Origin of the sequence: Micromonospora sp. C31 (assembly GCF_018070575.1) — a bacterium.
GTDB lineage: Bacteria > Actinomycetota > Actinomycetes > Mycobacteriales > Micromonosporaceae > Micromonospora.
On record NZ_JAGPXN010000027.1, the window covers coordinates 15,492 to 28,979 of the forward strand.

Here is a 13,488-nt window from a genome sequence, read left to right on the forward strand (position 1 = left end):
TCGGCCCGGCCCGGCAGTTGACCGGCGCGCGGGGGCGCGTCAGCCCCGGCGGAGCGTCCGTAGCGCGCCGGCCCAGGCGACCACCTCGTCGAGCATGGTGCCCAGGGCCTGCTCCTGGTGCGCCGCCGGCCGGAAGTCGCGGAAGTTGACGAAGTCGGTCGTCAGGGAGAGCGCGACCTGGGACCGGACGTCGGCCATCCCGACCTGCCCCAGCACCAGCCGCAGGTGCTCCGCCGCCCGGGTGCCGCCGTGCACGCCGTAGCTGACCAGGCCGGCCGAGGCGTGCTGCCACTCCTTGAACAGGAAGTCGACGGCGTCCTTCAGCGCGCCCGGGATGGAGTGGTTGTACTCCGGGGTGACGAAGACGAAGCCGTCGAACCCGGCGACGGTCGACGCCCAACGGCGTACGGCCGGGCGCCTCGACGGGGCCATCGACGGCGGCAGCACCTCGTCGAAGTGCGGCAGGTCGTGGTCGGCGATGTCGACCAGCTCGACCGTGGCGTCGCCCCGCTTGGCGGCGACGTCGGTCACCCAGCGGGCGACGGCGTCGGCCTTGCGGCCGGGCCGCGTGCTGCCGACGATGACACCGATCCTGACCATGGCTGATCTCCTCTACGGGGTGGGGGTGGGACGCACGGGGACCGGCGTGCCGGTCAGATCACGGGCCAGCTCCAGCGCGCCGTGCAGGGACGACGACGCGCCGAGGGCGGCGGCGCGCACCGGTGGCGCCGGTCGCCCGGGACGGCCGGCGGACCGGGCCCGCTCGGCGACGAGCGGCACGAAACCGGGCAGGCCGGCGGCGAAGCCGCCGCCCACGATCGCCAGCGCCGGGTCCAGCAGCTCGCCGAGGCTCACCACCGCCGCCGCCAGGGCCCGGCAGCTCGCGTCGACCGCCGCCACCGCCCAGGGCCGGCGCTCGTCGAGCCCCGCCCGCAGGTCGTCGAAGCTCACCTCGCCACCGGCGCCGGCGCCGGCCCGGCGCAGGGTGGCGGGGCCGGACGCGATCGACTGGAGGCAGCCGCGCCGGCCGCAGTCGCAGCGCTCGCCGTCGAGGGCGACGACCATGTGACCGACCTCGGCGGAGGAGCGGCCAGGCACCGACCGCCCGGCCAGCACCACGCCGCCCCCGATCCCGGTGCCGACGCCCAGGTAGACCACGTCGTCCGCGCCGGCGCGGCGGGCCTCGGCCAGCGCGGCGAGGTCACCGTCGTCGGCGACGGCGGTCGCCGCGGCCGGGAAGAGGCGACGCAACGCGGCGGCGAGGTCGAGTCCCGCCCAGCCGGGCCGACCGGGCCAGGTGGTGACGGTGCCCGCCGGGTCCGTGGTCGCCGGCATCGCCACGCCGACCGCGCCCACCGGCCCCCACACCTCGCGCAGCAGGTCCACCTCGGCCGCCAGCGCGGCCAGGTCCGCGGCCGGGTCGGCGCCGCGCGGCCAGCGGAAGAGCCGGTCGTACGCCGGCCGGCCGGGCGCCTCCGCGCGCAGCGCCACCTTGGTACCGCCGACGTCGACGCCCAGCACACCGGGGGTCCGCTGTGGACCGGTCACGCCCGGGCCTCAGCCCTGGAGCACGTGCAGGACCACGAGCGCGACGGCCGCCACCGCGAAGATCACCGGCGTCAGGGTCATCGGGGCCGGGTCCTTCGCACGGGCGTGGTAGACGACCGCGCCCACCATCTGCAGGGCGAGGCCGATCGCCGCCGCGATGCCCAACGGCGGCCACAGCAGACCGAGCAGCAGGCCGGCGACGGCGGCGAGTTCCAGGACCCCGAGCAGGCGCGTGAGCCCGGGCGAGACGCCGAGGTGGTCCATCCGTTCGCGCATCTGTGCCTGCCCGGTGAGCTTCGGCACGGCGGTGCCCAGGAACACCGCGGCGAGGATGAGGGTCAGGACGAGGATGGGAATGTGCACGTGGGGTCCTTCGGGGAGAGTCGGGACGTGCGGACGACCGTACCGCTGCCGCGGCGACGCCGACGGCACCGCACCGCCGGGCCTGCGGTCGTCACCGGACGGTCGCGACGAGGGCGCGGGCGGCCAGCCGGTAGCCCAGCGACCCGAGCCCGACGATGACGCCACTGGCCAGCGGGGCGATCACCGAGTCGTGCCGGAAGCTCTCCCGGGCCCAGACGTTGGACAGGTGCACCTCGACGAAGGGTCGCGGGTAGTTCGCCAACGCGTCGCGCAGGCTCCAGCCCGCGATCATCAGGGCGCCCGGGTTGACGATGGCGCCCACGGTGTCGTAGCTGTTCTGGATCGCGCGGATCAGGGCGCCCTCGCAGTCGTGCTGTTCGGACACCACCCGCCAGCCCCGCTCGGCGATCTCCTCGCCGACCGCGCGTTCGATGTCGTCCAGCGTGTCGGTGCCGTAGACCTCCGGCTCCCGTCGGCCGAGGATGCCCAGGTTCGGGCCGTTCAGCAGCAACACGTCCGACACGCTTCACCTCGCGGGGCGAGGCCCTGTCCCGACAAGGCCCGACGACTGGTCCACGCAGTCTTACTACGCCTGCGGCACCGGGCGAACCGGCGGCGGCCGTGGCACGGGCGGACTAAGGGGTGGCTAGGGGCTGTTAGGGGCGGTGACCGTGCGTCCGGGTCGGTTACCGTCCTCCCTGCTGAAGCGACGCCGCCGGCTCCAACGGAAGCGTCACCTACCTCGAACCGGCCACCCGGCGCGCCGGCGTGCCCGGACCGCGTACCGGCGGTCCCGGGTCGTCCCGGCCGGTGGTCCGGCGAAGCCCCTGGTCTGCCCGAGTTGGGAAGTGGGAAGTCATGAGTGGTCAGCCCTCGACGGTGTCGGAGTTCCCCGAGTGGCCGCAGTTCGGCGACGGGGAGCGGGCCGGCCTGATCCGCGCCCTCGAACAGGGCCAGTGGTGGCGGATGGGCGGCAGCGAGGTTGACTCCTTCGAGCGGGAGTTCGGCGACTACCACGGCACGCCCCACGCGCTCGCCGTCACCAACGGCACCCACGCCCTGGAGGTGGCGCTGGAGGTGCTCGGCGTCGGGCCCGGCACCGAGGTGATCGTCCCGGCCTTCACGTTCATCTCGTCGTCGCTGGCCGCCCAGCGCCTCGGCGCGGTCGCCGTGCCGGTCGACGTCGACCTGGACACCTACTGCATCGACCCGGCCGCCGTCGAGGCCGCGATCACCTCCCGCACCAAGGTCGTCATGCCGGTGCACATGGCCGGCCAGTTCGCCGACATGGACGCGCTGGACAAGCTCGCCGCCGACGCCGGCGTGGCGCTGCTCCAGGACGCGGCGCACGCCCACGGCGCGCAGTGGCAGGGTAAGCGGGCCGGCGCGCTGGGCTCGGTGGCCGCGTTCAGCTTCCAGAACGGCAAGCTGATGACCGCCGGGGAGGGCGGGGCGGTCGTCTTCCCCGACGAGGAACTGCGCGAGCGGGCGTTCCTCGTGCACAGCTGCGGCCGGCCCCGCACCGACCGGGACTACCTGCACGGCACCACCGGCTCGAACTACCGGATGGGCGAGTTCACCGCCGCCGTGCTGCGCGCGCAACTGTCCCGGCTGGACGAGCAGATCGCGGTGCGCGAGCAGCGTTGGCCGCTGCTGTCGAGCCTGCTCGCCGAGATCCCCGGCGTCGTCCCGCAGACCACCGACCCGCGTACCGACCGCAACCCGCACTACATGGCGATGTTCCGCGTTCCCGGGATCACCATCGAGCGCCGCCGCGCGGTGGTCGACGCGCTCATCGCCCGGGGCGTCCCGGCCTTCGTGGCGTTCCGCGCGATCTACCGGTGCGAGGGCTTCTGGAAGGCCGGCGCCCCCGACGAGTCGGTCGAGGCGGTCGCGGCCCGCTGCCCCAACGTGGAGCAGATCCACTCCGACTGCATCTGGCTGCACCACCGCACCCTGCTCGGCACGGAGCAGCAGATGCACGACATCGCCGCCGTGCTCGCCGACGTCCTCGCCGGATGACCGCCCTGCCCCCGGCCGCAGCGACCGACCGACCGGTGCGGGTCGCGGTGGCCGGCCTCGGGTGGGCCGGACGGGAGATCTGGCTGCCCCGGCTCGCCGCGCACCCGGGCTTCGAGGTGACGGCCGTGGTCGACCCGGAGCCGGGCGTCCGGGACCGGGCCCGCGACACCCACCGTGTCGCGTCCGCGTACGCCGACGTCGAGGACCTTCCGGCCGGTGCGGTCGACCTGGTGGTGGTCGCCGTGCCGAACCACCTGCACGCCGACGTCGCCGTCCGGCTGCTGCGCCGGGGCGTACCGGTGTTCCTGGAGAAGCCGGTCTGCCTGACCTCCGCCGAGGCGACCCTGCTGGCCGGCGCCGAACGCGACGGCGGCACGGTGCTGCTCGCCGGCAGCGCCGCCCGCTACCGGGCCGACATCCGGGCGCTGACCGACGTGGTCGGCGAGTTGGGCCCGATCCGGCACGTCGACGTGGCCTGGGTCCGCGCCCGGGGAGTGCCCGACGCGGGCGGCTGGTTCACCCGCCGCGACCTCTCCGGCGGGGGAGCGCTGGTGGACCTCGGCTGGCACCTGCTCGACACGGTGCTGCCGATGCTCGGCCCGACCGGGATCACCCACGCCATCGGAAGTGTCTCCGACGACTTCGTCAACGACAGCGCCGCCCACGCCGCCTGGCGCAGCGACGCCGGCGCCGGTGGTCGCGACCGCGGGGACGTCGAGGACACCGCGCGGGGCTTCCTGCTCACCGCCGACGGGGCCTCGGTCGCACTGCACGCCTGCTGGGCCTCGCACGAGTCGCTGGACCGCACCACCGTCACCGTGCACGGCGCCGCCGGGTCGGCGGCGCTGCGCTGCACGTTCGGCTTCAGCCCCAACCGCGAGCCGGCGCCGGTGCTGACCCGTACCCGGGACGGCGAGACCGTCCGGCTGCCGCTGCCCGAGGAGCCGATCGGCGCCGAGTACGACCGCCAGCTCGACGCCCTGCCGGGGCTGCTCGCCGATCCGGACAACCGGGGAGCGGCCGTGGCCGAGGCCCGCCGGACCATCGACATCATCGAACGCATCTACCAGTCCGCCCGGCCCACCCGGCCGGAGCGGCAGCACGCGCTGGCGGGCCGTCACGACCGGTGAGAACCACCGTCGGCCCCACTCGCTTCCGGGAGCAGCCATGAGCCATCCATCGTCCACCGTCGAGGTGACCCCGTCGTCGCCGGCGCGCGGCCCGATCCGCGCGGTCGTGTTCGACCTCGACGGCGTCGTCGTCGACAGCTCGGCCGTCATGCGGGAGGCGTTCAGCATCGCGTACGCCGAGGTGGTGGGCGACGGGCCGGCGCCGTTCGAGGAGTACAACCGGCACATGGGCCGGTACTTCCCGGACATCATGCGCCTGATGGGCCTGCCGCTGGAGATGGAGGAGCCGTTCGTCCGGGAGAGCTACCGGATGGCGCACCTGGTGCCGCTCTTCCCCGGCGTCCGGGAGACCCTGGAGACGCTGCACTCGAGGGGGATCCGGATGGCGATCGCCACCGGCAAGAGCGGCCCCCGGGCCCGCTCCCTGCTGGACACGCTCGGCGTGCTGGGCCTGTTCGACAAGGTGATCGGCTCCGACGAGGTGGCCCGCCCGAAGCCCGCCCCGGACATCGTGCTCCAGGCACTCGGCCACCTCGGCGTGCCGCCGGGACAGGCGATGATGGTCGGCGACGCGGTCATCGACCTGCTCAGCGGACGGGACGCCGGGGCGACCGCCGTCGCCACGACCTGGCACGGCGGGGACGTCGCCGCGCTGCTCGCCGCCGGCCCCGACCTGGTCCTGCACGCCCCGACGGACCTGCTCGCGCACTGCCCGGCGACCCTGGTTCCCTGACCCGGTCGGCGCGGCCCCCGGCCGGGGCCCGACGCCGTGCCGAACCGCTCACCGGCCCCGCCGGACGCCGGACCGACCGGCGTCCGGCGGGGGCCGCTCAGCGCGTCCCGTCGGCGGCCTCGGGCCCGGCTTCCAGGAAGCGCAGCATGGCGGTGGCCAGCATCTCGGCGACGGGGGTCGGGACCAGGTCGGTGCGGATGGTGACGCGCAGGAGGGCAGCCCCGTCACCGGGGAGCACCTCGGCGACACAGCCACCCGACCACTCCCGGGCGTACGGCTCGACGACGTCCTCGGTGCGGCAGCCGGGCAGTTCCAGCGGAAGGACGAGGTTGTCCTGGTACGCGAACGAGGGCAGGCTGTTCACCACCTCGCGGGGCATGCCGAGGGCCGGGTCGGTGGTCATCTCCACGAAGGCGACGTCCTGGGCGGCCATCAGCGCGTCCACGGTGTGCTGGACCGCCCGGATCAGGTTCTTCTCCGGCCCGTCGAACCGGACCCGCAGGCAGTTGGAGCTGATCCTGCTGGTGAAGGTGGAGTCGACGATCCGGCTGCCGCGCTGGGCGACGATCATCAGCAGGGCGATGTCGTCCTGCTGGTGGATGGTGCGCAGTGCCGAGGCGTACGCGGCGGCGAAGTAGGTGGAGCGGCTGAACCGGTGTTCCCGGGCGGCCCGGTCCCAGCGGTCCAGCACCTCGGCGGAGACGGTGACCGTGTGCCCGGTCCTGGGGCCCCAGGTCGGAGTCTGCTCCATCAGCGGCTGGGGCCGGCCCGCGCCCTGGCGGGTGAGTCCGCGCAACTGCTCGCGCCAGTAGGCCCGCTGCGCGTCGAGATCGGTGGCGGCCCGTAGGCGGGTGTGCTCGTCGTGGAACTGCCGCAGTGTGGGTGCGGGTCGGGCCCAGACGGGGGCGGTTCCGGCCAGGCGGGCGGCGTAGGCGTGGCTGAGGTCGCGGACGAGTAGCGCGTGGGACCAGCCGTCGAAGGCGATGTGGTGGATGCCGATGCCGAACAGGATGCGTCCGGTGGACTTGTTGCGGATGAGGGCGGCGCGCCAGTTGCGGCCCTGGGTGTAGTCGAGTGGCTGTTGTACGGCGTCGGCGAGTTGGTCGAGGGCTTCCTGTTCGGTGGTGGCGTCGGTGAGCAGTCGTAGCTGTGGCATGCCGGGGTTGGGTGGGACGAGTGCCACGGGCGGATCCGTCCGGCGGTAGCGGGCGTGCAGTGCCTCGTGCCGGCGGTGTACGTCGCCGAGCGCGGCCATCAGTGCCCGCAGGTCCAGTTCGCCGTCGATCCACCAGGTGGTCGGGCAGACCAGATCGAAGGGGAGCCAGACGAACTTGCCGACCGACGGGGTCAGCGGGACGGGCCCGGCCGGGCCGGGGCGTCCGGTGACGGGTGCTTCCGGTTCGACCCTGGGGCGGCGGGGCGCGGTGGTGAGCCAGTGGGCCAGCCCCTGCGGTGTGGGGGTGCGGTGGATCTGCGAGACGGGTACGACGACGTCGGCGGCCTCGTCGATGCCCGCGGCCACCGCCGCCGACTGCAGGGACGTGCCACCCAGGTCGAAGAAGCTGTCTCCGGTGCCGACCGGGTCGATGCCGAGCACGGTGGCGAACACGCCCGTGACCAGTCGTTCCTCGTGGGTCGCGGGCTCCACGTAGGGCACGCCGAGGTCCGGGCGCTGCGAGCCCGGTTCGGGTAGCGCCTGCCGGTTGATCTTGCCGGTGCCGCCGACGGGGAACCGGTCGAGGACCACGATCACGGCGGGGACCATGTACGACGGCAGCACGGTCGCGGCGTGCTCCCGCAGTCCGGTCCCGACCGGCCTCCTGCCGTCGCGGCCGGTCACGTAGCCGACCAGCCGGGCGACGCCCCGGTCCTCGCGACGGACGACGACGGCCGTGCCGACGTCCGGATGCTGTTCGAGGACGGCTTCGATCTCGCCGAGTTCGATGCGGATGCCGTTGACCTTGACCTGGTGGTCCATCCGGGCGAGGATCTCCAGCGCCCCGGAGGCGTTCCACCGGCCCAGGTCGCCGGTGCGGTAGGCGGTCCCGCCGCCGTGCGGGTCGGTGACGAACCGTTGCGCGGTGAGGTCGGGGCGGTTGAGGTAACTGTCGGCGACTCCGTGGCCGGTGATGAGGATTTCGCCGGGTACGCCCATGGGTACGAGGTTGAGGTTGGTGTCGACGACGCGGATCTGGCGGTTGGGCATGGGCCAGCCGATGGGCACGTACGCGCCGCCCCAGCCGGTCGACGCGTCGAACCAGGTGCAGGCGACGGAGGCCTCGGCGGGGCCGTAGGCGTTGAGCAGGCGGGCGCCGGCGGCCATCCACCGTTGCGCCAGGCGCGGTGGGACGGGTTCCCCGGCGAGGGTCACGCAGGACATGCTCGGGCAGTCGGCCGGGTCGACGGCGGCGAGGTTGGTGGGTGGGCAGAACGCGTGGGTGGTCTGCTCCTTGGCGATCAGCTCCGTCAACCGGCGGGCGTCGAGCAGGTCGTCACGCGAGCAGACCACGACGCGGGCGCCGGAGGTCAGCGCGGTGTAGATCTCGCCCAGCGCCACGTCGAAGACCGGGGCGCAGCAGTGCAGCATCCGGCTGTCCGGGCCCACCGCGCACTCGTCGCGCATCCAGGAGACGAAGTTCGTCAGGTCGTCGTGGGTCAGCGCGACGCCCTTCGGCGTCCCGGTCGACCCCGACGTGTAGATCACGAACGCCGGCCGGGCGGCGTCCACCACCGGCAGCTCGACCGCTTCGGCCGCCTCCACGGCGGGCCAGTCGTCGTCGAGGGCGACCACCCGTACGCCGTCCGGCCGGGGGACGCGTGGGGCTACCTCGCCGACGGTGAGCACGACCCGGGCGCCGTGGTCGGCCAGCAGCATCCGCATCCGTTCCGCCGGCCACGACACGTCCATCGGCGTGTACGCCGCCCCCGCCCGCAGCACCGCCAGGGTGGCGACGAGGGTCCACATGCCGCGGTCCAGCGCCAGTGACACCACGTCCCCGCCGCCGACACCGGCCGAGCGCAGGTAGCGGGCCAGCAGTTCCGATCGGCGTGCCAGTTCCCCGTACGTGACGACCTCGCCGTCGGCGACGCCCGCGACCGCGTCCGGCGTCCGCCGTGCCCACCGCAGCACCAGGTCGTGCAGCGGCTCACCCGGCACCGGGCGGACCGGACCCCGGCCCCACGCGAGCAGCCGGTCCCGTTCCGCCGCGCCCAGCAGCGGCAGCCCCGACAACGGGGCCTCGGGTTCCCGCACACCGGCCGACACCAGCGTCGCGGTGTGATCCAGCAGCCCCCGCACCCAGTCCGCGGAGAAGCCCTCCGCCGCGTGGTCCACCCGCAGCCCGGAACCGTCCGAGGCGACGGTCACCACCAGGTCGACGTCGACCGTCTCCGGGCCCACGTCGGCCACCGGGCCGTCGACCAGACCCACCGCCACCGGGCCCACCACACCCGCACCCGGCAGCGGCGCGGCCCACGCCACACCCACCCGGCCCACCAGCTCACGGAACGCCGGATCGTCCGCCACACCCACCCGCAGCACCGATCCACCCGAGGACAGGCCGAGCGCCACCTCCTCCTGACCGGTGTAGCGGGCCAGCACCCCGACGAGACCCGCCAGCACCACCAGCCCGGCCGGCTCGGGGCCCGCGAGGTCGGGCGGCTCCAGCGTCCGCAGTTCCGACGCCGCCCGGGCCGGCCATCCCAACGGCCGCCGCAGGTCACCCACCAGGTCCAGGACCTCGAAGCCGGTGCCGGTCCCGGCGACCCCGGTGGTCGGGACATGACCACCAACGAACCCGACAGACATGGGTCAACCTCCGCTCAGGACCGGCGCCACCCGCAGGGGTACGGCCGGGTCACGAAATCCAGGAACTGCTGGGCACGCCCACGACGACGTGAGGCGTACGGGTGCGGGCTCAGTCGGTGGTGGAGGCCGGGGTGGGCCCCGTCTCGAGGAAGCGGAGCATGTGGGCGCCCAACTCCTCGGCGAGGGCGAACGGGATCAGGTCGGTGCGGATGGTGATGCGCAGCAGGGCGTCGCTGTCGCGGGGGATCGCCTCGACGGTGAGCCCGCTCATCACCTCCCGGGCGTACGGCTCGACTACCTCCTCGCTGCGGCAGCCGGGCAGCTCCAGCGGAAGGACCACGTTGTCCTGGTAGGCGAAGCCGGGAATGCTGGCGACCACGTCGCTGGGCAGGCCGACGGCCGGGTCGGCGGCGGTCTCCGAGAAGGGGATGTCCTGGGCGGCCATCAGCTCGTCGACGGTCTGCTGGACGTGCCGGAGCAGGTCCGTCCCCGGCCGGAACCGGACCCGTACGCAGTTCGAGTTGATCCGGGTGGTGAAGGCGGAGTCGAGGATGCGGCTGCCCCGCTTGGCGACGATCATCAGCAGGCCGATGTCGTCCTGCTGGTGGATGGCGCGCAGTGCCGAGGCGTACGCGGCGACGAAGTAGCTGGAGCGGCTGAACCGGCGTTCCCGGGCGGCCCGGTCCCAGCGCTGCATGACCTCGCCGGGAACGGTGACGATGTGTCCGGCCTTGGGACCCCACGCGAGCGCCTGCTCCAGGGGCGCCTGCGGTTGGGCCTTGCCCTGGCGGGGCAGGTCGCGTAGTTGTTCGCGCCAGTAGGCGCGCTGCGCGTCGAGGTCGGCGGCGTCGCGCAGTCGGGTGTACTCGTCGTACGACTGGCGCAGTGTGGGTGCGGGTCGGTCCCAGACGGGGGCGGTTCCGGCCAGCCGGGCGGCGTAGGCGTGGCTGAGGTCGCGGACGAGCAGCGCGTGGGACCAGCCGTCGAAGGCGATGTGGTGGATGCCGATGCCGAACAGGATCCGTCGGGTGGACTTGTTGCGGATGAGGGCGGCGCGCCAGTTGCGGCCCTGGGTGTAGTCGAGTGGCTGTTGTACGGCGTCGGCGAGTTGGTCGAGGGCTTCCTGTTCGGTGGTGGCGTCGGTGAGCAGTCGTAGCTGTGGCATGCCGGGGTTGGGTGGGACGAGTGCCACGGGCGGGTCGACGCGGCGGTAGCGGGCGTGCAGTGCCTCGTGGCGGCGGTGTACGTCGCCGAGCGCGGCCATCAGTGCCCGCAGGTCCAGTTCGCCGTCGATCCACCAGGTGGTCGGGCAGACCAGTTCGAAGGGGAGCCAGACGCACTTGGCGACCGACAGGGTCAGCGGGACGGGCTTCGACGGACCGGGGCGACCGCTGACGGGTGCTTCCGGGACGGCCTTCGGACGCCGGGGCGCGGTGGTGAGCCAGCGGGCCAGCCCCTGTGGCGTGGGGGTGCGGTGGATCTGCGAGACGGGCACGACGACGTCGGCGGCCTCGTCGATGCCCGCGGCGACCGCCGCCGACTGCAGGGACGTGCCACCGAGGTGGAAGAAGCCGTCGTGCGCCCCGACCCGGTCGATGCCGAGCACCGTCGCGAACACCCCCGCGACGAGGCGTTCGGAGTCGGTGGCCGGCTCCACGTACGCCACGTCCAGGTCGGGGCGCTGCGAGCCGGGTGCGGGCAGCGCCCGCCGGTCGATCTTGCCGGTGCCGCCGACGGGAAAACGGTCCAGGACCATGAGTACGGCCGGGACCATGTAGGGCGGGAGTACGGCGGCGGCGTGTTCTCGTAGTTCGGTGATGGCGGGGGTGCGGCCGTTGCGTCCGGTGACGTAGGCGACGAGTCGGGCGGTGCCGTGGTCTTCGCGGCGGGTGACGATGGCGGCGCCGACGTCGGGGTGTTGGGCGAGGATGGTCTCGATTTCGCCGAGTTCGATGCGGATGCCGTTGACTTTGACCTGGTGGTCCATGCGGCCGAGGATCTCCAGGGCGCCGGTGGTGTTCCATCGGCCGAGGTCGCCGGTGCGGTAGGCGGTTCCGCCGCCGTGCGGGTCGGTGACGAACCGTTGGGTGGTGAGGTCGGGGCGGTTGAGGTAACTGTCGGCGACTCCGTGGCCGGTGATGAGGATTTCGCCGGGTACGCCCATGGGTACGAGGTTGAGGTTGGTGTCGACGACGCGGATCTGGCGGTTGGGCATGGGCCAGCCGATGGGCACGTACGCGCCGCCCCAGCCGGTCGACGCGTCGAACCAGGTGCAGGCGACGGAGGCCTCGGCGGGGCCGTAGGCGTTGAGCAGGCGGGCGCCGGCGGCCATCCACCGTTGCGCCATGTGGGGCGGGATGGGTTCCCCGGCGAGGGTCACGCAGGACATGCTCGGGCAGTCGGCCGGGTCGACGGCGGCGAGGTTGGTGGGTGGGCAGAACGCGTGGGTGGTCTGTTCCTTGGCGATCAGTTCGGTGAGGCGGCGGGCGTCGAGCAGGTCGTCACGGGAGCAGACCACGACGCGGGCGCCGGAGGTCAGCGCGGTGTAGATCTCGCCCAGCGCCACGTCGAAGACCGGGGCGCAGCAGTGCAGCATCCGGCTGTCCGGGCCCACCGCGCACTCGTCGGCCATCCAGGCGAGGAAGTTGGTCAACTTGTCGTGCGTCAGCACGACACCCTTCGGAGTGCCCGTGGAGCCGGAGGTGTAGATCACGAACGCCGGCGCGGACGCCTCGACGGTCGGCAGCTCGACCGGTTCGTGCGCCTGCACGGTCGGCCAGTCCTCGTCCAGCGCGACCACCCGTACGCCGTCCGGCCGGGGAACGCGTGGGGCGACCTCGCCGACGGTGAGTACCACGCGCGCGCCGTGGTCGGCCAGCAGCATCCGCATCCGCTCGGTCGGCCACGACACGTCCATCGGCGTGTACGCCGCGCCCGCCCGCAACACGCCCATCGTGGCGACCAACGTCCACAGACTGCGCTCCAACGCCAACGACACCACGTCACCGGGCCGCACACCCAACGACCGCAGATACCCGGCCAGCGCCCCCGAGCGGCGATCCAACTCCCCGTACGTCAACACCTCACCGCCAGCGACACCCGCCACCGCCTCCGGCGTGCGCCGCGCCCACCGGAGCACCAACTCGTGGATCGGCTGACCCGGCACCTCCCGCAACGGACCCCGACCCCACCCCAGCAACCGCTCCCGCTCCGCGTCCCCCAGCAACGGCAAGCCCGACAACGCCAGCCCCGGCTCCGCCAACCCCGCGGACACCAGCACCACCACCTGATCCACCAGACCCCGCACCCACTGCGCCGAGAAACCCTCGACCGCGTAGTCCACCCGCAGCGCCGAACCATCCGCCGCCACACCCACCACCAGGTCGACGCCCACCACCGCCGGCCCCGCGTCACCCACCGGAGCGTCCACCAGCCCCACCACCACCGGACCCGGCACACCACCGTCCACCGCGACCGGCCCGGCCAGCGCCGAACCCACCCGCGACACCAACTCCCCGAACCCCGGATCACCCGCCACGTCCACCCGCAACACACCACCCGCCGACAGCCCCACCACCACCTCGGCCTGACCGGTGTACCGGGCCAGCACTCCCAGGACACCGGCCAGCACCACCGTGCCGGGGGACTCCGCACCCGCCAGGTCGGGCACGTCCACCGGGCGGAACTCGGAGGCCGCCCGGGCCGGCCACACCGTCGGCCGGCGCAGGTCCCCGACCAGGTCGAGGACCTCGAAGTCGGTGCCGGTCCCGGCGACACCCGCAGCCTGGACCCGACCACCAACGAACCCGACAGACATCAGCCAACCTCCGATCAGGACCGGCGTGGCCCACGGGGGTACGCCGGCGGGAAGAACCACGAACGCC

At 73.7% G+C, this 13,488-nt stretch carries 9 protein-coding genes; 3 read left to right on the forward strand and 6 right to left on the reverse strand.

Annotation, left to right across the window (positions count from 1 at the left end; all coding sequences use genetic code 11):
- Window positions 1-39 precede the first annotated feature (39 nt).
- The 4 genes from KBX06_RS25700 to KBX06_RS25715 form a co-directional block, all read right to left on the reverse strand.
- Window positions 40-600 carry an NADPH-dependent FMN reductase gene (locus KBX06_RS25700; protein WP_210839479.1) on the reverse strand — a complete coding sequence of 187 codons (561 nt, stop codon included), beginning with the start codon at window positions 598-600 and terminating at the stop codon, window positions 40-42.
- Between the two features lie 12 nt (window positions 601-612).
- Window positions 613-1,548, reverse strand: coding sequence for an ROK family protein (locus tag KBX06_RS25705; protein ID WP_210839480.1), 936 nt, complete (start codon window positions 1,546-1,548; stop codon window positions 613-615).
- 9 nt (window positions 1,549-1,557) lie between these two features.
- On the reverse strand, window positions 1,558-1,911 hold the full coding sequence (locus KBX06_RS25710; RefSeq protein WP_210839481.1) for a DoxX family protein: 354 nt from the start codon (window positions 1,909-1,911) through the stop codon (window positions 1,558-1,560).
- 91 nt (window positions 1,912-2,002) lie between these two features.
- Window positions 2,003-2,434 carry a type II 3-dehydroquinate dehydratase gene (locus tag KBX06_RS25715; protein ID WP_210839483.1) on the reverse strand — a complete coding sequence of 144 codons (432 nt, stop codon included), beginning with the start codon at window positions 2,432-2,434 and terminating at the stop codon, window positions 2,003-2,005.
- Between the two features lie 335 nt (window positions 2,435-2,769).
- Here KBX06_RS25715 and KBX06_RS25720 point away from each other — a divergent pair, with 335 nt between their 5' ends.
- From KBX06_RS25720 to KBX06_RS25730, 3 genes are read left to right on the forward strand one after another with little or no spacing between them, the layout of a single operon-like run.
- Window positions 2,770-3,933, forward strand: a complete 1,164-nt coding sequence (locus KBX06_RS25720; protein ID WP_210839485.1) for a DegT/DnrJ/EryC1/StrS family aminotransferase — start codon at window positions 2,770-2,772, stop codon at window positions 3,931-3,933.
- Window positions 3,930-5,063, forward strand: coding sequence for a Gfo/Idh/MocA family protein (locus KBX06_RS25725; protein WP_210839487.1), 1,134 nt, complete (start codon window positions 3,930-3,932; stop codon window positions 5,061-5,063). The genes KBX06_RS25720 and KBX06_RS25725 overlap by 4 nt, the downstream gene beginning before the upstream one ends.
- Before the next feature lie 37 nt (window positions 5,064-5,100).
- Window positions 5,101-5,796, forward strand: a complete 696-nt coding sequence (locus KBX06_RS25730) for an HAD-IA family hydrolase (protein ID WP_210839489.1) — start codon at window positions 5,101-5,103, stop codon at window positions 5,794-5,796.
- A 97-nt stretch (window positions 5,797-5,893) separates the two neighbouring features.
- Here KBX06_RS25730 and KBX06_RS25735 read toward each other — a convergent pair whose 3' ends face one another.
- Window positions 5,894-9,604 carry a non-ribosomal peptide synthetase gene (locus tag KBX06_RS25735; RefSeq protein ID WP_210839491.1) on the reverse strand — a complete coding sequence of 1,237 codons (3,711 nt, stop codon included), beginning with the start codon at window positions 9,602-9,604 and terminating at the stop codon, window positions 5,894-5,896.
- A gap of 109 nt (window positions 9,605-9,713) precedes the next feature.
- Window positions 9,714-13,421 (reverse strand): non-ribosomal peptide synthetase, encoded by a 3,708-nt coding sequence (locus KBX06_RS25740; RefSeq protein WP_210839493.1) that lies wholly within the window; start codon window positions 13,419-13,421, stop codon window positions 9,714-9,716.
- Between the last annotated feature and the right edge of the window lie 67 nt (window positions 13,422-13,488).

What these genes read in the sequence shown, in the direction of transcription:
- KBX06_RS25700 (WP_210839479.1), bottom strand. Translation starts at nt 600, where the DNA reads ATGGTCAGGATCGGTGTCATCGTCGGCAGCACGCGGCCCGGCCGCAAG.
- KBX06_RS25740 (WP_210839493.1), bottom strand. Translation starts at nt 13,421, where the DNA reads ATGTCTGTCGGGTTCGTTGGTGGTCGGGTCCAGGCTGCGGGTGTCGCC.
- KBX06_RS25725 (WP_210839487.1), top strand. Translation starts at nt 3,930, where the DNA reads ATGACCGCCCTGCCCCCGGCCGCAGCGACCGACCGACCGGTGCGGGTC.
- KBX06_RS25730 (WP_210839489.1), top strand. Translation starts at nt 5,101, where the DNA reads ATGAGCCATCCATCGTCCACCGTCGAGGTGACCCCGTCGTCGCCGGCG.
- KBX06_RS25735 (WP_210839491.1), bottom strand. Translation starts at nt 9,604, where the DNA reads ATGTCTGTCGGGTTCGTTGGTGGTCATGTCCCGACCACCGGGGTCGCC.
- KBX06_RS25720 (WP_210839485.1), top strand. Translation starts at nt 2,770, where the DNA reads ATGAGTGGTCAGCCCTCGACGGTGTCGGAGTTCCCCGAGTGGCCGCAG.